Source organism: Bacillus sp. K2I17 (assembly GCF_002209985.1).
Taxonomy (GTDB): domain Bacteria; phylum Bacillota; class Bacilli; order Bacillales; family Bacillaceae_G; genus Bacillus_A; species Bacillus_A wiedmannii.
The window spans coordinates 20,382-39,552 of sequence record NZ_NJGF01000023.1; the positions used below are offsets into that span (position 1 = coordinate 20,382).

At 35.6% G+C, this 19,171-nt stretch carries 22 protein-coding genes; 14 read left to right on the top strand and 8 right to left on the bottom strand.

Features of this window, described 5'->3' with window-relative positions; genetic code table 11:
- The first annotated feature begins 288 nt into the window (after window positions 1-288).
- On the top strand, window positions 289-885 hold the full coding sequence (locus CER22_RS21880) for a DedA family protein (RefSeq protein WP_046953695.1): 597 nt from the start codon (window positions 289-291) through the stop codon (window positions 883-885).
- A gap of 8 nt (window positions 886-893) precedes the next feature.
- On the opposite strand, the gene CER22_RS21885 is transcribed toward CER22_RS21880, so the two are convergent.
- From CER22_RS21885 to CER22_RS21895, 3 genes are all read right to left on the bottom strand, one after another.
- On the bottom strand, window positions 894-1,322 hold the full coding sequence (locus tag CER22_RS21885; protein WP_088061639.1) for an EamA family transporter: 429 nt from the start codon (window positions 1,320-1,322) through the stop codon (window positions 894-896).
- Between the two features lie 144 nt (window positions 1,323-1,466).
- The gene (locus CER22_RS21890; protein ID WP_000817786.1) at window positions 1,467-1,613 is read right to left on the bottom strand and encodes a BH0509 family protein; all 147 of its coding nucleotides are present in this window, start codon (window positions 1,611-1,613) and stop codon (window positions 1,467-1,469) included.
- Between the two features lie 154 nt (window positions 1,614-1,767).
- On the bottom strand, window positions 1,768-2,184 hold the full coding sequence (locus CER22_RS21895; protein WP_000550224.1) for a pyridoxamine 5'-phosphate oxidase family protein: 417 nt from the start codon (window positions 2,182-2,184) through the stop codon (window positions 1,768-1,770).
- 179 nt (window positions 2,185-2,363) lie between these two features.
- Between CER22_RS21895 and cax the strand changes: the two genes are divergently transcribed.
- Both cax and CER22_RS21905 read left to right on the top strand, forming a co-directional pair.
- Window positions 2,364-3,419, top strand: a complete 1,056-nt coding sequence (cax, locus tag CER22_RS21900; protein WP_142291666.1) for a calcium/proton exchanger — start codon at window positions 2,364-2,366, stop codon at window positions 3,417-3,419.
- An 81-nt stretch (window positions 3,420-3,500) separates the two neighbouring features.
- Window positions 3,501-4,298: a YfkD famly protein gene (locus CER22_RS21905; protein WP_088061643.1), complete on the top strand. Its 798-nt coding sequence runs from the start codon at window positions 3,501-3,503 to the stop codon at window positions 4,296-4,298.
- A gap of 118 nt (window positions 4,299-4,416) precedes the next feature.
- On the opposite strand, the gene yfkAB is transcribed toward CER22_RS21905, so the two are convergent.
- A complete protein-coding gene (gene yfkAB, locus CER22_RS21910) occupies window positions 4,417-5,544 on the bottom strand; it encodes a radical SAM/CxCxxxxC motif protein YfkAB (RefSeq protein ID WP_000156029.1) in 1,128 nt (375 codons plus the stop codon).
- 212 nt (window positions 5,545-5,756) lie between these two features.
- Here yfkAB and CER22_RS21915 point away from each other — a divergent pair, with 212 nt between their 5' ends.
- The 6 genes from CER22_RS21915 to truA all read left to right on the top strand — a co-directional run bounded on the left by CER22_RS21915 (window position 5,757) and on the right by truA (window position 11,682).
- On the top strand, window positions 5,757-5,939 hold the full coding sequence (locus tag CER22_RS21915; RefSeq protein WP_000513547.1) for an SE1561 family protein: 183 nt from the start codon (window positions 5,757-5,759) through the stop codon (window positions 5,937-5,939).
- Window positions 5,940-6,145: 206 nt separating this feature from the next.
- A complete protein-coding gene (gene fumA, locus CER22_RS21920; RefSeq protein WP_000413499.1) occupies window positions 6,146-7,666 on the top strand; it encodes a class I fumarate hydratase in 1,521 nt (506 codons plus the stop codon).
- A gap of 126 nt (window positions 7,667-7,792) precedes the next feature.
- Complete coding sequence (gene pdaA / locus CER22_RS21925; RefSeq protein ID WP_000875960.1) at window positions 7,793-8,575, top strand: delta-lactam-biosynthetic de-N-acetylase; 783 nt, start codon at window positions 7,793-7,795, stop codon at window positions 8,573-8,575.
- A 59-nt stretch (window positions 8,576-8,634) separates the two neighbouring features.
- The gene (locus CER22_RS21930) at window positions 8,635-9,498 is read left to right on the top strand and encodes a DNA-3-methyladenine glycosylase family protein (protein ID WP_000269433.1); all 864 of its coding nucleotides are present in this window, start codon (window positions 8,635-8,637) and stop codon (window positions 9,496-9,498) included.
- A 10-nt stretch (window positions 9,499-9,508) separates the two neighbouring features.
- Window positions 9,509-10,888 (top strand): 23S rRNA (uracil(1939)-C(5))-methyltransferase RlmD, encoded by a 1,380-nt coding sequence (gene rlmD, locus CER22_RS21935; protein ID WP_000615214.1) that lies wholly within the window; start codon window positions 9,509-9,511, stop codon window positions 10,886-10,888.
- 56 nt (window positions 10,889-10,944) lie between these two features.
- Complete coding sequence (gene truA / locus CER22_RS21940) at window positions 10,945-11,682, top strand: tRNA pseudouridine(38-40) synthase TruA (RefSeq protein ID WP_075313210.1); 738 nt, start codon at window positions 10,945-10,947, stop codon at window positions 11,680-11,682.
- A 53-nt stretch (window positions 11,683-11,735) separates the two neighbouring features.
- Here truA and CER22_RS21945 read toward each other — a convergent pair whose 3' ends face one another.
- Entirely contained in the window at window positions 11,736-11,933 is a 198-nt protein-coding gene (locus CER22_RS21945; RefSeq protein ID WP_000063921.1) for a hypothetical protein, read from the bottom strand.
- A 106-nt stretch (window positions 11,934-12,039) separates the two neighbouring features.
- Window positions 12,040-13,443: a sigma-54 interaction domain-containing protein gene (locus CER22_RS21950; RefSeq protein WP_088061645.1), complete on the bottom strand. Its 1,404-nt coding sequence runs from the start codon at window positions 13,441-13,443 to the stop codon at window positions 12,040-12,042.
- Between the two features lie 274 nt (window positions 13,444-13,717).
- Here CER22_RS21950 and CER22_RS21955 point away from each other — a divergent pair, with 274 nt between their 5' ends.
- From CER22_RS21955 to CER22_RS21965, 3 genes are all read left to right on the top strand, one after another.
- A complete protein-coding gene (locus tag CER22_RS21955) occupies window positions 13,718-13,972 on the top strand; it encodes a biotin/lipoyl-containing protein (protein ID WP_000784766.1) in 255 nt (84 codons plus the stop codon).
- A gap of 99 nt (window positions 13,973-14,071) precedes the next feature.
- Window positions 14,072-15,493, top strand: a complete 1,422-nt coding sequence (locus tag CER22_RS21960; protein WP_000969239.1) for an amino acid permease — start codon at window positions 14,072-14,074, stop codon at window positions 15,491-15,493.
- A 60-nt stretch (window positions 15,494-15,553) separates the two neighbouring features.
- Window positions 15,554-16,876: an acetylornithine deacetylase gene (locus tag CER22_RS21965; protein ID WP_142291667.1), complete on the top strand. Its 1,323-nt coding sequence runs from the start codon at window positions 15,554-15,556 to the stop codon at window positions 16,874-16,876.
- 99 nt (window positions 16,877-16,975) lie between these two features.
- On the opposite strand, the gene CER22_RS21970 is transcribed toward CER22_RS21965, so the two are convergent.
- Window positions 16,976-17,629: a DUF1232 domain-containing protein gene (locus CER22_RS21970; protein ID WP_001123723.1), complete on the bottom strand. Its 654-nt coding sequence runs from the start codon at window positions 17,627-17,629 to the stop codon at window positions 16,976-16,978.
- Between the two features lie 130 nt (window positions 17,630-17,759).
- On the opposite strand from CER22_RS21970, the gene CER22_RS21975 reads away from it, so the two are divergent.
- Both CER22_RS21975 and CER22_RS33170 read left to right on the top strand, forming a co-directional pair.
- Window positions 17,760-18,371: a manganese efflux pump gene (locus CER22_RS21975; protein WP_000100745.1), complete on the top strand. Its 612-nt coding sequence runs from the start codon at window positions 17,760-17,762 to the stop codon at window positions 18,369-18,371.
- Between the two features lie 115 nt (window positions 18,372-18,486).
- Complete coding sequence (locus CER22_RS33170; RefSeq protein ID WP_000532409.1) at window positions 18,487-18,645, top strand: hypothetical protein; 159 nt, start codon at window positions 18,487-18,489, stop codon at window positions 18,643-18,645.
- A 22-nt stretch (window positions 18,646-18,667) separates the two neighbouring features.
- On the opposite strand, the gene CER22_RS21985 is transcribed toward CER22_RS33170, so the two are convergent.
- On the bottom strand, window positions 18,668-19,009 hold the full coding sequence (locus CER22_RS21985; RefSeq protein WP_000766602.1) for a DUF3969 family protein: 342 nt from the start codon (window positions 19,007-19,009) through the stop codon (window positions 18,668-18,670).
- Between the last annotated feature and the right edge of the window lie 162 nt (window positions 19,010-19,171).

Here is a 19,171-nt window from a genome sequence, read left to right on the forward strand (position 1 = left end):
TTTTATTTTTTAATCCCACTATTTACAGATAATAAGACTAGCACTTTAAAAAGCGGTGAATACAAGGGAAGTAGGAGGGAGTCGGGCGCACAATTGGTGTGTGCTAAAAATTAGTTAGGATGAACAAATCACCACTGATTAATGGTTCACTTTCTTCCTGCTAAAGGAATGGATAGAAGTAGAGTTCATTATAAAAACAATGTATAGTGAATATGTATACCATGTTTGTCTGAAAGATAGAAAGGGCACAATGTGGAATAACGATCGTGCATAGGATGTGTTTTCCGAATGGAACAACATATTGGCGAGTTAATCGCGCATTATGGGTATTTTGGAATTATTATAGCGTTGGCCGGTGGAATTGTTGGATTACCGATACCAGACGAGTTTTTATTGACCTTCGTTGGTTATAATGTTTCTAAAGGAGTTATGTCAGGAACTGCTGCTTTTTTAAGCGGGATGGCTGGTGCGATGTTAGGTATTACATTAAGCTACATATTAGGTTTAAAACTTGGACTCCCTGTTTTAAAAAAATATGGACCGAAGATTAGAATTAAAGAACATCACATTGAAAAAACGCATATTTTATTTGAAAAATATGGACCATTTCTTTTAATGATTGGTTACTTTATCCCGGGAGTACGTCATTTAACAGCATATTTTGCTGGGATGTCGAATTTAACACTTTGGCGTTTTTGTTTGTACGCTTACGGTGGTGCGCTTATTTGGATAAGTGTTTTTATTGGACTTGGCTGGAAGTTAGGAGAGAAGTGGCGTTTCGTTGAGTATAGCCTACATCATTACGGAGTATGGATTTTATTCATTTCAGTAGTTGTTACATGTATTGTATGGTTTTATATAAAGAAAAAGAAAAACCGCTATTAGCGGTTTTTTTAGCTGAAAGCAATAAATAATACACCAGCTGTAATAAAGACTACACCAACGCCAGTCATAAAGTTTAACTTTTCACCGAGTATAATCATCGCGAGGATGATAGAAAATACGACGCTTAATTTATCGACAGGAGCCACTTGTGAAACTTTCCCTGTTTTAAGGGCAAGAAAATAAAATAGCCATGACGAAGCACCTGCAACCCCACTTAATGTGATAAAGAGCAGTGCTTTTTTATTTAGCAGTACGTCGCTGATATTTTGAAATTTACCTTGGATAATAATAACGCCCACCATAAATAATGCCATAATAATAGAACGAACCGTTGTTGCAACATTGGCATCGATTCCATCTAAACCAATCTTTCCGAAAATAGATACAAGGGCAGCAGCGATTGCTGATAATAGTGCGAATAAGAGCCATGAACTCATAGTAAAATTCCTCCAATCTTACATTATTATACATGAAAACCATTCTCACGTATAAAGCGAAACTTTAATCAGTGGGATTTTACCGCTCCGCAAATAACGAAATAATCCCCACCTTATATTTCTAATAAGGTGGGGATTATTATACTACTCTGCAATTTCTTCATACAAAAAGTACGTTACATTATAAATATGTTCTACTTCATCGTCTGTCATAAACAATAATTCATCACGCTCAATCCCTTTTTTCTTTTCAATAAACTCAATCATGTTTTTGCGTTCTTCTCTTTTCATCAATTTGATTTCTCCTCTCAATCTGTTTTAATACAGTTTATTTAAGTTACTGCTATTATATAACAGAATCTTTAGAAAGTTCCACCTATTTTATTGTTTTTTTCAGAAGAACTTTTCGACAAAACAAGCCCACCTAAAGGGGGCTTGTTTTATTTTATAGTCGTAAAAACTCGGGCTCCGTCGTACCAGCACCATCGATGTAATAAATTGTGTCGGGATTGATTTTTATTAATACGTAATTAGGGTCTTCAGGACCAAGTAACCAGCGTTTTAAGCTATTATTCCAAAACTTGTTTTTTAATGTGGAGTCTTCCTCGATGGAGGCTAAGCCTTCAACTTCAATATAATCTTCATCTAATTTTTTTCCTTCACGTCCAAGTAGTACATGTACATTTGGATTGTTTTCGATATCTGTTATCTTTTTTGATTTCCGATCTGTTGCAACATATAACACAAAATCTTCGTGGAAAAACATCATAAAGGTACTATGAGGCTTATTTTCACGTACAGTAGATAATACACCAGTTCGTTGACCGCAAATAATAGTTTCAATTTTTTCTTTTAAATGCATGCTTTTAACCCCTGTTCATAATTTATTGTTTTCTCCGTTTAAACAAGATAATTTAAATATCTTTTATACTGTTTTCTTCAATCCGATTTTTTAAACGTAATTGTGATGAAATCGGACAAGTTAGGAGAAGAATAATAATAATATCGAGGAGAAATACATACGATGGAAGGATGAAAAGCATGTTTAATAAAATATTTCTTATAGTAGCGCTGATCGGGGTACCACTTTCTGTACTTGGAAAAATGCTTCATTGGCCTCAAACAATTATGTTCGCTGTGTATTGCATTACTATTATCGCCTTAGCGGGTTTTATGGGGAGAGCGACAGAAAGTTTGGCAATTGTCTCTGGACCTAGAATAGGCGGATTATTAAATGCTACTTTTGGTAATGCTGTTGAACTAATTATTTCGATTTTTGCACTTCAGGCGGGATTAATTGAGGTTGTATTAGCCTCTTTAACGGGTTCTGTACTTGGGAATTTATTATTAGTAGGAGGGCTATCCTTCTTTATAGGAGGGCTTAAATACAAAAGACAAAGTTTTAATGTATATGATGCAAGGCATAATTCAGCTTTATTAATCTTTGCGGTAGTAGTAGCTTTTGTTATTCCAGAGATTTTTTCAATGAAGATGGATGCTGGGAAGACGTATCAATTAAGTATCGGTGTTTCTATCATTATGATTATTATGTACCTTGCTGCACTGCTATTTAAGCTCGTTACGCATCGTGGTGTATATCAACATAAAACGGATGAAGTAGCTCATGAGGAAGAACCAGAGTGGTCGAAAGGTAAAGCGCTACTCATTTTAGCAATAGCGACAATTGCGGTCGCTTATGTGTCAGAGGCGCTTGTGCATACATTTGAGACAGTTGCAAAGTCATTTGGTTGGTCAGAGTTATTTATAGGGGTTATTATCGTTGCAATTGTTGGGAATGCAGCGGAACATGCATCTGCAATTATTATGGCGTATAAAAATAAAGTAAATATTGCAGTTGAAATTGCAGTCGGTTCTACGTTGCAAATTGCCATGTTTGTTGCTCCTGTATTAGTACTGCTTTCTATGTTCCTTGCACAAAGGATGCCTTTAGTATTTACAATACCAGAACTTGTTTCTATGATTACAGCTGTTTTCTTAACGATTGCGATTTCAAATGATGGAGATACAAATTGGTTTGAAGGCGGTACTTTATTAGCGGCGTATGTCATTATGGGAATTGGTTTTTATTTATTATGAAAAATAGGCATAACAATTGTATTGAGAGAAAACAATAAACAAAGTAGTATATATACCTTTACATAGGAAGGAGCCAGACAGGTGAAACGAGTATACAGCATATGTCTTTCAACTATGGTCTCGTTTATTCTATTATTTCCTAACATGAGTTTTGCAAAGACAACGGTAGAAACAAAAATGCCTTCATCTGTTTTAAATATTTCTAAAGACAATACGTTTCCAAATGATGCGCAAGATTTGCCGCGCTTACAACCGAGTAAGTTTGCTCAAGAACTATTGAAAACAGCAAATATTAAAATTGAAAATCCGGACTTAATTCGAATGTTTAATGAAACGACAATTTCGAATGCGCCGCTTGCGGTAGGGTACCGAGCGAAGATTTATCTAGGTCAATGGGCTTTAAATTATGAATCGGTTGATACGTCGATTAATTGGGAATATAAACAAGTAAATCGCAATGTGTACGATAATCGCGGAGGAGATCGCTTATATCCGCTACGCTATAAGCAAGAAACGCAAAAGACGGTTGAAGGTGATTTAACAGCAGATATGAAAAATACTGCGGATGTGAAAAAAATGATGCTTCTCAAAGCACTTGAAAAAGTACAATTGCCACTTGCATTTAAAACGACCATTGGTTATGGTACTGGACATGAGCGTGTGTATAATATTAGTCCGAGTCAACTTGGATATTTATACGCTTATACACCAGCAGTAAATGAAAAAGGAAAAGTAACATTTGGAGAAGTGTACCTTGTGTTAAAAGGAAATCAAAAGAGGCTTGTAGTAAAAAATATTACCTCACAAGGAATCGGAGCTGCTATTCCAATTCATGATCATTTGTATTTTAAATTCATTTCTTCTTCTCACTCGCAATAATATGAAAAAACGTCAGCTTATAAGCTGACGTTTTTATTTATCCCGCTATTTGTGGGCAATTGGTTCAACTAATAATCAGTGGGGAATGAACAAAACCCCCACTGATTAAAGTTGAACTTTAAAATGTTATGTTTGCTGTTTTTGATAAGAAGTCTTCTGTCGGATAGTAGCTATTTTTTACAAGAACATTTGGTCCAAGGCATTTTACTGCAGGACAGTGACAGCTTAATGATTGTGCTGTTTTTGAAGCACTCCATTTGTCATACGCTTCTTGTAGTGTGTTTGTTTGTACGTTACCTAGAAGAGGAACGTCACCGAAATCAGTTACAATAATATTTCCATCGAAAATGTTGACGTTTAAACGAGAACGACCATCTGGATCGTTACGAACTGTTACATTTTTGCTTTCTTGTAATTTCTTAAATGTGGCGATGTCTCGCTCGTCATCGCTACAAGCGTAGAAAGGTAAAGTTCCAAATAACATCCATACATTTTCATCGCGAATTTCTAGTAAATGCTCAATTGCATCTCGAATTTCAGCTTTTGTTAAGATCTCTAGATTACTCGCGAAGTCACTTGGATACATTGGATGAACTTCATGACGTTTACAGCCCATCTCTTCGACAATTTGACGATGAATATGTTCAATATGCGGTAGAGTCCTTTTGTTTAACATCGTTTCGGCTGATACGAGTACACCTGCATCTGATAGAGCTTTACTATTTGTAATCATTCGTTCAAATAATTTTGCACGTTGTTCATAAGTAGGTTTACGTTCCATCATTGCAAATCCACCTTCAACGAAGTCATCAATTGTTCCCCAGTTATGAGATATATGCAATACGTCTAAATAAGGAATAATTTGTTCGTAACGTGCTAAATCTATAGTTAAGTTTGAGTTGATTTGAGTGCGAACGCCTCGTTCATGAGCGTATTTTAAGAGTGGTGTTACATAGTTGTCGACGGATTTCTTTGAAAGCATTGGTTCTCCGCCAGTAATACTTAAAGAACGTAAATGAGGAATCTCATCTAATCGTTTTAATAAAAGTTCCATAGGAAGCGGATTTGGATCTTTCGGCTGTAATGTGTAACCAACAGCACAATGCTCGCAACGCATATTGCATAACGTTGTCGTTGTAAACTCAACGTTTGTTAATAGTAGTTTGCCGTACTCTTCAAGGTCCATATACGCTTCCCATGGATCGTAAGAAGGAGTAATCGGCTTCATTTTTTGTGATATCGTCATATGAAATACTCCTTTGACTATTGAAATAACAATTTGTCCATTCTCTATAATAGAAGAATATGTACTTTTTATAAAGTGAAACTTTTTTGTGAAAAAAGAGAGAGGGCTTACATTTGAATGAATGGCTGTGACAAATTGATGAAATTTCATGCCCATAGCAATCATTTTTGCGGTATAATAAAAGCATCTCGAATTAAAAGGAGAGTGCCTTCATGGGAAAAGCAATTGAAGATAAAGATTCACAACTAGTATATTTAAAAGAACGTTTAAATATGTTCATTGAAGTAATTGATACAATTGAACCTGAAGAAGTAGAGTTAGAAGATGTAGATCGTCTTCTTGCGATGTTAGATGAATTAGAATTAAAATGTGAGCAATTTAAAAAAGACGAATAATATATTAAAAAGGCTGCCAATGCAAAATTGGCAGCCTTTTTCTGTATGGATAATAGAAGGACGGTAGAAAAAAAGGTATAATCAAGTTGTGAAAAATTTCATTTATGCTTTAATAGCGTGAAACAAATAAAAAGCTGAAGAGCATAACGATGGAATTTTCAGCTCATAACGTTTTGGTAGCGTTCACAATTGAGGGGGAAGTAACAATGGAAAAGCTTCAAGAAAGCATGTATCAACTAATTGTTGAAACGTCAACGAACTTACCGAAAGATGTTCGTCGTGCGATTCAACAAGCGAAAGAACGAGAAAATGCAGGGACTCGTTCTGCGATGGCACTTGGCACAATTACGAATAATATTAAAATGGCTGATGATAACATCTCGCCAATTTGCCAAGATACAGGGATGCCAACGTTTAAAATTTATACACCAGTTGGTGTGAATCAATTACATTTGAAGGAAGCTATCTATAATGCGCTTGAGCGGGCGACAAAAGATGGTAAACTTCGTCCCAATTCTGTTGATTCTCTTTTTGGAGACAATAGTGGAAATAATTTAGGACCAGGTACACCGGTTATTAAGTTTGAACAATGGGAAAAAGATTATATTGATGCACGCTTAATCCTAAAGGGTGGTGGCTGTGAGAATAAAAATATTCAGTATAGCTTACCGTGTGAATTAGAAGGACTTGGACGCGCTGGCCGTGATTTAGAAGGGATTCGTAAATGCCTTCTTCATGCTGTATATCAAGCGCAAGGTCAAGGCTGTAGTGCAGGTGTAATTGGTGTTGGTATCGGGGGAGACCGCACATCAGGTTACGAATTAGCAAAAAATCAATTATTCCGTACATTAGATGATGTCAATCCAGTACCAGAGTTACAAAAACTTGAAGAGTACGTATTAGAAAATGCGAATAAGCTTGGCATTGGTACGATGGGATTTGGCGGAGAAACAACTTTACTTGGTTGTAAAATTGGCGTGTATAATCGTCTGCCAGCTAGTTTCTACGTATCTGTTGCGTATAATTGCTGGGCATATCGCCGCCTTGGCGTAACAATCCATCCTGAAACAGGTGAAATTATGGATTGGCTATATCAAGAAGGTGAGGATACACTTCAGCAAGAAGCGCAAGAAAAAACAGAGCAACGTGAGATTGTATTACAAGCACCAATTACAGAAGAGCAAATTCGTGAACTTCGCGTTGGTGATGTTGTAACAATTAATGGCATGATGTATACAGGTCGTGACGCAATCCATAAGCATTTAATGGATAACGATTGTCCAGTAGATTTAAAAGGACAAGTTATTTATCACTGTGGTCCAGTTGTCGTGAAAGATGAAAATGAAAACTGGCAAATTAAAGCGGCAGGTCCAACGACAAGTATTCGTGAAGAACCGTACCAAGGCGATATTATGAAGAAATTCGGTATTCGCGCTGTCATTGGAAAAGGTGGTATGGGTGCAAAAACATTAGCGGCTTTAGAAGAGCACGGTGGTGTATATTTAAATGCAATTGGCGGTGCAGCGCAATATTATGCCGAATGTATTAAAGAAGTAAAAGATGTTGATTTCTTACAATTTGGTATTCCAGAGGCAATGTGGCATTTACGTATCGAAGGATTTAAAGCAGTTGTAACGATGGATTCTCATGGTAATAGCTTACATGCAGATGTTGATAAAACATCACTTGAAAAATTAGCTAGCTTTAAAGAGCCAGTATTTAAGTAAACAAAAATGCATCTCGAATGATTCGAGATGCATTTTTTTGGTATATATAGAAAAACATGTTCAGCATGAAAGAATGCACGGCAACAGAAACTACAAGTACGATTATATATGGAAAGGAGACTATTTATGAAATATAAATGGTTATATATCGGTCTCATTTTTTCAATTATGATGGCACTTGTTCCAGTTTCAGCATTAGCTTATACAAATACTCCACATAACTGGGGAATCCCGCGTCCTAAAAATGAAACAGTACCAGATGCAGGAAAGTTATACACAGATTTACTACAAAAAAATGGTGGGTTTTATTTAGGGGATACAAAGAAAAAAGATATTTATTTAACATTCGATAATGGGTACGAGAATGGATACACAGGGAAAATCTTAGATGTATTAAAAGAGAAAAAAGTACCGGCAACTTTCTTTGTAACGGGTCATTATATTAAAACACAAAAAGATTTGTTATTAAGAATGAAGAATGAAGGACATATTATTGGAAATCATTCGTGGAGTCATCCTGATTTTACAACGGTAAATGATGCGAAACTTCGTGAAGAATTAACGAGTGTAACGGAAGAGATTAAAAAAGTAACTGGGCAAAAAGAAGTAAAATATGTACGTCCGCCGCGCGGCGTATTTAGTGAAAGAACGTTGGCTCTTACGAAAGAAATGGGCTATTATAATGTATTTTGGTCACTTGCATTTTTGGATTGGAAAGTGGACGAGCAAAGAGGATGGCAATATGCACATAATAATGTAATGACGATGATTCATCCAGGATCTGTTTTATTACTTCATGCAATATCAAAAGATAATGCAGAAGCACTTGCGAAAATCATTGATGATTTGCGCGAGAAAGGGTATCATTTTAAAAGTCTAGATGACTTAGTAAAAAGCAATCAACCGTAAGCATGTATGCTTGCGGTTTTCTCATGCTATAATGATGTGTAAAAAGGATGGGGAAACGTATGTGGAGCGAACATGTTACGTTAGAGTATCCGTATCATTTTGAAGAGGTATTAAAACGTTTATCTTTTGATCCTCTTAACGTCATTCAATTAGATGAGAAAGTCATTTATGTCCCGCTTTGTATAGACGAGGAACAGATTGTTGTTCGCTTGCAAGGGATTGGTACTGTTCAAAATCCACAGTTTTGGATCTCTAGTCAGGCAGGAGATCAAGAGAAAGTCATGAAACGAATGAGGGCCATTTTTCATTGGAATGAACCGTTTCAAGATATACAAAATCATTTTTTAAACACATCATTACGTCCACTATTTGAAACATATGCTTATACTCCAATTATTTTAGAGTTTGATTATTTTGCTTGTCTTCTTCGCTGTATCATTCATCAACAAATAAATTTGAAATTTGCTACTGTGTTAACAGAACAGTTTGTGAAACGATATGGAACAGAGAAGAACGGTGTATTCTTTTTCCCCACTCCAGAAATAGTAGCAAATATTTCAATAGAAGAATTGAGGGAGCAGAAGTTTAGTCAGCGAAAGGCTGAATATATAGTAGGGTTAGGTCGAAGTATTGTCAGCGGTACATTAAATTTAGCGAGTATAGAAACCAGGGCGGATGAAGAGGTTTCCGCACAATTGTTACCAATTAGGGGGATTGGTACATGGACAGTGCAAAATTTTTTAATGTTCGGGCTTGGACGGAAAAATATGTTTCCGAAAGCGGACATTGGGATTCAGCGTGCAGTGCAAGGTGTATTTCAATTAGATGATAAACCTGATGATGCATTTTTAGAAAAAGTGAAACAAGAGTGTGAACCATACTGCAGTTATGCAGCGTTATATTTATGGAAAAGTATAGAGTAGAGGTGTAATAATGATACAAAAGCAACATGAGAGTAAGTTGGAAGTTGGTCAAACGTTTCCTGTGACAATTAAACGTCTTGGGATTAACGGAGAAGGCGTTGGTTATTTTAAGAGACAAGTTGTTTTCATTCCAGGGGCATTACCAGGAGAAGAAGTTGTTGCTGAAACAACGAAAATTCAGCGTGGCTTCGCTGAAGCGAAAGTGAAAAAAGTTCGTAAAGCTTCACCACATCGTGTGAAAGCACCATGTCCGGTATATGAAGAGTGTGGCGGTTGTCAGCTGCAACATTTAGATTATAAAGAACAATTAAATCAAAAGCGTGATATCGTCGTACAAGCATTCGAGAAGTATATGAACAACAGCTTGGAAGAAAAAATTCGTCCAACGCTTGGTATGGAAAACCCATGGCATTATCGTAATAAGAGTCAATTACAAGTGGGACGTAAAGACGAAAAGGTTATTACAGGGCTGTATAAGCAAAATTCACATCAGTTAATTGATATTGCTCACTGTATGATTCAACATAAAGCAACGAATGAAGCGACAAAAGTTGTAAGACGTATATTAGAAAAATTAAATGTTTCTATTTACAATGAGAAAAAACAAAAAGGTTTAGTACGCACAATTGTGACACGTACTGCAGTTCAAACAGGGGAAGTACAAGTTACACTTATTACAACAAAAGAAGAATTACCAAATAAAGATCAATTTATCGCAGAAGTACAAAAACAGATGCCAGCTGTTAAATCAATTATGCAAAACGTAAACTGGCGTAAAACATCTGTTATTTTCGGTGATAAAACATTTAAATTAGCTGGAAAAGAAGTAATTCAAGAAACACTAGGTGATTTATCATTTGAATTATCAGCACGTGCATTCTTCCAGTTAAATCCAGAACAAACAGTTGTTTTATACGATGAAGCGAAAAAAGCAGCTGCTTTAACAGGCGATGAGAAAATTGTAGATGCTTATTGTGGTGTTGGTACAATCGGTCTTTGGCTTGCAAATGATGCAGCGGAAGTACGTGGTATGGATGTAATTCCAGAAGCGATTGAAGATGCAAGAAAAAATGCGAAGCGTCACGGATTTACAAATACGAAATATGAAGCAGGTAAAGCTGAACAATGGTTACCGAAATGGGTAAAAGAAGGATGGCGTCCAGATGTAATTGTTGTCGATCCACCTCGTACAGGTTGCGATGATAAATTACTGGAAACAATTTTAAAAGTGAAACCAAAACAAGTTGTTTACGTATCTTGTAATCCTTCTTCATTAGCACGTGATGTACAAGCATTAATGAAGAGTTATGAAGTGGAATATGTACAACCAGTTGATATGTTCCCACATACAGCCCATGTAGAAAATGTAGTGAAGCTTGTTAGAAAGTAAAGTGTATTCATATTCCCTCACGATATGAGGGAATATTTTCTATGAAGGAGAGTAAAATGAATAATTATAAATTAACGATTCAGTACGATGGTGCACGTTTTAAAGGATGGCAACGTCTCGGTAATAACGATAATACAATTCAAGGAAAAATCGAGAGTGTCATATCTGAAATGATCGGAAAAGAAATTGAAATTATCGGTTGTAGTAGAACAGATGCGGGTGTACATGCTTTGAATCAAGTTGCTAACTTTCAAAGTGATGAGAAGTTAGTGGAACATAAAGTGAAAAAATATTTAAATCAATATTTACCCAACGATATTAGCATTACGAATGTAGAAGAAGTACAAGATCGCTTCCATGCCCGTTATAATTCTAAAGCAAAAACATATCTTTATAAAATTTGGAATGAAGAGCATACAAATCCATTTATGCGTAAATACAGCATGCATGTGAATAAAAAATTAAATGTGAAAAGCATGAAAGAAGCTGCGAAACATTTAGTTGGTTCACATGACTTTACTGCTTTTTCAAATGCGAAATCAAAGAAAAAGTCTATGGTTCGAGAAGTATATACACTTGAAGTGATGGAAGAAGCAGGATTTGTACAAATTAGAGTAAGTGGTAACGGATTCCTTCATAACATGGTACGAAAAATTGTTGGAGCATTAATTGAAGTTGGATTAGGACAATTAGATGCGGACGCAATCCCAAATATTTTAGAGGAAAAACAACGTAATCAAATTAATTGTCTTGCTGAGGCGAGTGGTTTGTATTTGGAGAATGTTGAATTTTAATAAACAATAAAAAAATCGAGCTTTGTAAGCTCGATTTTTTTATTGTTTTGGCATTAAGAAGATTTTTCTTTCTTCATACGTATCTTCAAATTCCAAAAAGCAGCAAGCATAATAGCTGCAAAGGAGCCGCTAATTGTTGCTAATAGTTTTGCATAAGGATAAGCATTCATATCAACTAGTAACATCATACATACAAGGGTAGGGAAGAAGGCTAAGTATTGTAATAACTTTAATTTGTTATCATTACTCATATATATCGTTCCTTTCTAGTATGTTATATGTTTATTGCAGCATATTTTCCCAATTTTCATTTGCGCTTGGAAGCGGATTCATCCTACATTTGATTAAAGTTTCATTTCATATGTGTAAATGCAATTTTTTAATTCGATATTGTAAGTTTTGCCTACTTAATCCTAAAAACTTTGCAGCCTGTGAGATATTACCGTGATACTCTGTCAGAATTTGATTGATGTAGTTCTTCTCCATTGTCTCTATTGTGTGCTTTAACGTTTTAGGTGCATCATCCTCGTTATTAGTTAGGGAAGGTTGCATATTGAATTCTTTTTTTATTTGTTCACGAAAGCGAGCGGGAAGATGAAACGCTGTAATGATATTTTCATCTTCAACTAAATTCATCGAACCTTCAATGATATGTTCCAATTCTCGTACGTTTCCAGGCCAATCATATGCATACAAGAATTCTCTTACATGTACATCTAGATCCGTTACGCCAAGTCCAAATTGAATGTTGTACTTTTCGATAAAGTGCTGCACAAGATCAGGAATATCTTCTTTTCGTTCACGTAAAGGCGGGAGACATAAAGTAACGACGCTTAATCGGTAATATAAGTCTTCCCGTAATCGATTATGTGTAATAGCTTCAAGAGGATCTTCATTAATAGTTGCTATAATACGAACATCAATTTCTTTTTCTTGTGTGCCTCCGATTCTTCGTATTGTTTTTTCTTGTATAGCTCGTAGTAACTTCGCTTGAAGTGCTGGACTTAATGAGTTGATCTCATCTAATAACAAAGTTCCTCCATTTGCTTCTTCAAATAAACCAGCTTTATCGATAGCTCCTGTAAATGCACCTCGGTTCGTACCAAATAATAAGCTTTCCATGAGTGTATCAGGTATAGCGGCACAGTTTTGTGAAATAAATGGTTTTGTTGAACGTTGACTTTCATTATGGATACTTTGTGCAAATAGTTCTTTACCGGTCCCTGTTTCTCCTACGAGAAGTATGGATGAGGATGTACGAATTACTCTCTTTGCTTCTGTAATGACAGATTGAATAGCATTAGAATCACCGATTATGTGATCAAAGGTAAACTTATTATTTTGTTTTCGAGAAAGGTTCGTTTTCATTGTTTGTTTGAAATGGCTAATCTCTGTTGAAATTTCAATAGCGCCTTTAATTTTTCCGTTTTCTATTATAGGGAAAGTATTGTTAATTGTTGTAATTTCTTGCCCTTTATTGTTAAAATACGTTTGTTTTATATTTTTGTTTGTTTTTCCTAATTTTAATGCCTCTATTAGAGTACTATTTTTATTTTCTTCAAATGCGAATACTTCTAAAGGACTTTTATATAGCACATCTGAGCGTTCCATTGATTCAATTTCCATCATTTTGCGGTTATAGATAATCGTTTTACTTTCCTCATTAATAATATGAATCCCGATATCGAGCTCATTGAGTAAAGTTTCATATAGCATATTCATTTCAATGATCTGTTTAAAATTAATTTCTTCTGTACGCATAGATTATCTTCTCCTCATTTCACCCTATGAAGACTGACTTTTTATAATTTTATTAAAATTCTTATAAAATCGCAAAATTTTTTTGCTATTTTCCCTTTAAAACTTCTCAAATGATAGAAAAATTTTGCGGTTATGAAGATTTTTTTTTGAGAAACCTTCATTTTAAATAGGAATTGGAGATTGGTACGCATTTTGCATAAATAATAGTTGAAATCTCTAAAGGAGGGATATGCAACGTTTCAGTACCGATTAATAAGAAGGAGGAGTTTATAAAGTGAAGATGGTTATAGAAGGCGTGTATAGTCCTTGTTACGGGAAAGTAGAGAAGTTATTTGTTACGGAAAGTTCTTACGTATACGAGTGGGAGAAATTAGCGTTAATTGAAACAATAGATAAACAGAAAGTAGAAATTAAAGTAGGAATCAGTGGATATATCGAATCATTAGAAGTAGTAGAAGGACAAGCTATCGCTGATAAAAAGTTATTAATAACAGTGAGGGATGATCTTTTAATAACAGGTAGTGATTGATACTATGTATTTTGCTCTTTTCAATAATTATTCTTATTATGAACATTTTTAAAAACGCTTACATGAAATGGGTTTCCAAAGTGAAAAGGGGGGATTTATATGATGGATCAAAACCAAGGGTTAAAAAGGGAATTGAAAAGCAGGCACATCTTTATGATTGCACTTGGAGGAGTTATTGGTACCGGTCTTTTTTTAGGATCTGGGTATACAATTCATGAAGCTGGGCCTGGAGGAGCGATTGTAGCGTATCTTGTTGGAGGATTTGTTATGTATTTAACGATGCTCTGTCTTGGAGAGTTAGCTGTTGCGATGCCTGACGCAGGATCTTATCAAACGTATGCTACAAAGCACATTTCCCCTGCAGCGGGTTATGTAGTCGGCTGGATGTCATGGCTAAACTGGTCTGCTACGATAGGTATTGAACTGATTGCAGTTAGTATTTTAATGAAACGATGGTTTCCTGATGTACCGTCATGGATTTGGTGTGTAGCGTTTGCGGTGCTTCTCTTTGCTATCAATGCGTTATCTTCAAGAAGTTTTGCAGAAGTTGAATTTTGGTTTGCAAGTATTAAAGTAATTACAATCATTGCATTTATTATTTTAGGCGGGGCAGCAATGTTTGGTTTTCTAGATATGAAAGGAAATGAACCAGCACCGATGTTCTCTAGCTTTACTGATTATGGTGGGTTGTTTCCAAATGGATTATCAGCCATTTTAATTACGATGATTGCAGTTAATTTTTCCTTCCAAGGAACGGAACTAGTTGGTATTGCAGCTGGAGAGAGTGAAAATCCAGAGAAAACGATTCCGAAGGCAATTAATAATACAGTTTGGCGTATACTTGTGTTCTTTGTATTATCTATTTTCATTCTTGCAGGCTTATTCCCTTGGCAGCAAGCGGGAGTGATAGAAAGTCCATTCGTAGTTGTATTTGATAAAATTGGTATTCCTTATGCAGCCGATATTATAAATTTCGTTATTATTACAGCGGTTCTATCCGTTGCGAATTCAGGATTATATGCAACTTCTCGTATGCTATGGTCTATGTCTAATCAAGGAATGATTAGTCCAATTTTCGGTAAGTTATCTAAAAATGGTGTTCCTATTTATGCATTGATTGTAAGTACAATTGTAGGTTGCCTTTCATTACTATCAGGTATTTATGCGGAAGATACAGTTTATTTATGGCTACTTTCTATTGCCGGGTTCGGGGCGATATTAGTTTGGGCATCTATTGCTCTATCTAACTTGTTGGCTAGAAGGTCATACATTAAGCAGGGCGGGGATGTGAAGGACTTGAAATTTAAAACACCGCTGTATCCATTCGTACCACTGCTTGCGTTAGTATTAAATGTAACAGTAATTGTTGGTATGGCTTTTATTCCAGAACAAAGAATGGCATTATATTGTGGTATTCCATTTATGATTGTTTGTTTACTGTTTTACCGTGCGACAAGAAATAAGGCACGTAAGGTAGAACATATTGAAAAAACAAATACAACAGAGGCAGAAAGTTTGTAAATATATTAGAAACTTATGCTAAAAAAAGAGACTGTAAAATTGTAAACAGTCTCTTTTTTTGTGACAATAAAGCTGGAAACATACTATGTATGCAAAGGGGAACTAGCGATGAATCAAGAAGTTTCACAGCTATTAGAACAGATTGATTTACGAAAAGATGAGTTACTAGAGCTTACAAAGATTTTAATTCGTTTTGAAACACCAGCACCGCCGGCGAGAAACACAAATGAGGCGCAAGAATTTGTTGCAGATTTTCTAAAAAAACGAAATTTTAGTGTTGATAAATGGGATGTATATCCGAATGACCCGAACGTTGTTGGGGTGAGAAAAGGGCTAGAAAGTGACACACATAAAAGTCTTATTATTAATGGACATGTGGATGTAGCAGAAGTATCGGTAGATGAAGCGTGGGAAACCAATCCGTTTGAGCCATTTATAAAAGATGGTTGGTTAGTTGGACGTGGTGCGGCGGATATGAAAGGAGGACTGGCTGGAGCACTATTTGCTATTCAACTGTTACAAGAAGCTGGAATTGAATTACCTGGAGATTTAATCTTTCAATCAGTAATTGGGGAAGAAGTTGGAGAAGCAGGTGCACTTCAATGCTGCAAAAGAGGTTATGATGCTGATTTTGCAGTCGTAGTGGATACAAGTGATTTACATATGCAAGGACAGGGCGGCGTAATTACTGGATGGATTACTGTGAAAAGCCCCCAGACGTTTCATGATGCAACACGCAGGCAAATGATTCATGCTGGAGGACGTTTATTCGGAGCGAGTGCGATTGAAAAAATGATGAAAATTGTGCAAAGTTTACAAGAATTAGAGCGTCATTGGGCAGTTATGAAAACATATGAAGGTTATCCATCTGGAACAACAACAATTAACCCAGCTGTTATTGAAGGCGGACGGCATGCAGCATTTATTGCGGATGAGTGCCGGTTATGGATAACGGTGCACTTCTATCCGAATGAAACACATGAACAAATAATAAAAGAAATTGAAGAGTATATTGAGAAAGTAGCGGCTGCCGATCCATGGTTAAGTGAAAATCCACCACAATTTAAGTGGGGCGGAGAATCAATGATTGTGGATCGTGGCGAAATTTTCCCTTCTTTAGAAGTAGATAGTGAACATGAAGCAGTAAAAACTCTTAGCTCAGTACACGAATCAATTCTATCTAAAAATGCAATTTTAGATATGTCTGCAACGGTAACGGATGGTGGTTGGTTTAGTGAATTTCATATTCCAGCTGTTATTTACGGACCAGGTACATTAGAAGAAGCTCATTCAATAAATGAGAAAGTTGAAGTAGAACAGTTAATTGAATTTACAAAAGTAATAACAGCATTTATATATAAATGGTGTCACACGAAAAAATAGATTAGTGTGTTGAAATCGTACAGGTATGTATACTTGTACGATTTTTTAGTGAACTATTTCAGAGTTGAACAGAAACAACTGAAATAGTTCTTTATTTTTCTATGTTTTTCGTTTTAGTTCGATTAATTTTTCTTTCGCTAATTCAACAGCAATTGCATCATCTAAATAGCCAATTGGAAAGAGATAGTCGGGAATAATATCTGTCGATAAAATGAAATACAGTAATGCGCCTCCAAGAACTGCACGCTCTTCTTTTGAGATAGTTTCATTGCAAAATTGTTGATACATATCGGTTAATTGTTCAATAAAAGGACCAGCGCTATCAATTTGTTCTAATTTACTCGCGAAACTTTCATGAATACGTTTTTCACCTTCTGTTGTCTGAGCATAGCGTTCATAGTTTTCAAGTTCTTGTTTTACGCGAGTTGTTGTATAGTCAAAATCGAATAAGTTAGAGGATTGCAGTGTTTGCTGAATTGTATCAAGAGATGTGTACATATCCGTCTTTTCTTTATTAATGTGAGGAGAATCAGGATACATTTCATCAAATAACAATTGGGGTGGAACTTGCAAACATTCTGCAAATTTTTGTAGATGTTTTTGTTTTGGCGGTTGTTTACCATTCATAATTCTTGAGATTGTTGCGGGATCAATATTTGTATGCATTCCTAATTGACGCATGGATAAGGCACGTTCTTTTAAAAGTTTTTTTATTAATGTACTAAGCCGCTCATTTGGGTTTTCTTTAGGCATAGTGAAGGCACTCCTTTTTTATTGTTGAAAAAATGTTGAGCATTTCTTACATGTATATGAAACAGACAGGCACAGTTGCTCAACATTTTCATAATATGCATTGAAAAGTGAGAAAAAGGGGTGGCTGTTTATGAGTACGGCAGGTCTATTTTCAATTTTTTTAATCGGTATTGCTTCTAATTTAGATAATGCAGGTGTTGGGATTGCATATGGCATTCGTAAAATTCGAATTTCGTGGCTTAACAATTTTATCATCGCATTTTTTGGTTTTTTATTTACTTTATTAGCTGGCTTTTTTGGGAACTGGATAGCGTTATTTATTTCAGAGTTTACTGCAAACCTAATTGGAGCAATCGTTTTAGGTATAATCGGTGTGTTTATTTTGTGCCAGCCTTTCTTGGGGCAAAGAAATACTGTAGGTTCTAAAGATGGTAATGTACTTATGGGCATTTTACGTGATCCAGAAAAAGCAGATTTTGATGGTTCTAAAACAATTAGTTTTTCAGAAGCAATTGTTTTAGGGGTTGCGTTGTCTATTAATAATATTGCAGGTGGATTTGACGCTGGGGTAACAAACTTGAATCTGTGGCTTACAGCAACTATTTCTGGGGTGTTTAGTTTTATTTGTATTAGTGGTTTTGCTTATGTAGGAAAACGATTTTTAGCAGAATACTTAGGGAAATGGGCTACTGTTATTGCGGGCGTGCTATTAATTCTTATTGGGATAGATCAGTTATTGTGAGGAGAACAGAAAACAATGTTCGAGTATTTCCTTGGAAATATGGCAAAGGATTGCATATATCGACGTACTTTTCTCCATACTAATACGGATTTCTTTTAAAGAAAGGATGATCCGTATGGGACGCGGAAAAGCATTTGATCATAAGAAAAAAGGGCATGACCATCAACCGCCTAAAGGTGCGTTTATTCATAAAGATGTAAATGAACATACTTTAGAAGAGGAAGAGCTACCAGTAAATATTGAGGCGTATAAAAATAGTTTAAAAAAACATTAAAAGCACCTACATAGGTGCTTTTTCAACGTATATCTTCAATTAGTTGTTCCGATTCTTCATGCATACTGTATTCACTTAACACTTGAATGCAAAGCCACTTTAATTCTTCGATAGTATGTTCAAGTTCTTCTGGAAGCACATGATGAATGTCTTCAAGTCCCATTCCGAAATGAATAAGTTCAAGTACTTGATCATCGATGTTCCGATCCATTAGTAGTTCAAGTACTTCTAAATTGAATATGTATCGGTGAGCTTCATCGAGTGAAACCACTTTTAACTTCAAGCTTTCTACAATACTCAATATAAAAAGAAGAATCGTTTTTTCAAGAACAGGCTGTTTTTCCATTTGAAATATTAGTTTCATCTTTCACACCTCCACATATAGCGCTAGGTTGTACTATATTATTCAGGAGGGGGGAGCAAATATGCATGATATAGAGAAACTTTTAGTACTGTTTTGTAAGGGGATGGATAGCGGATAAAGTTGAGGTTTTTATGAAATGAAAAAAATCCTGCTAGTATAGCA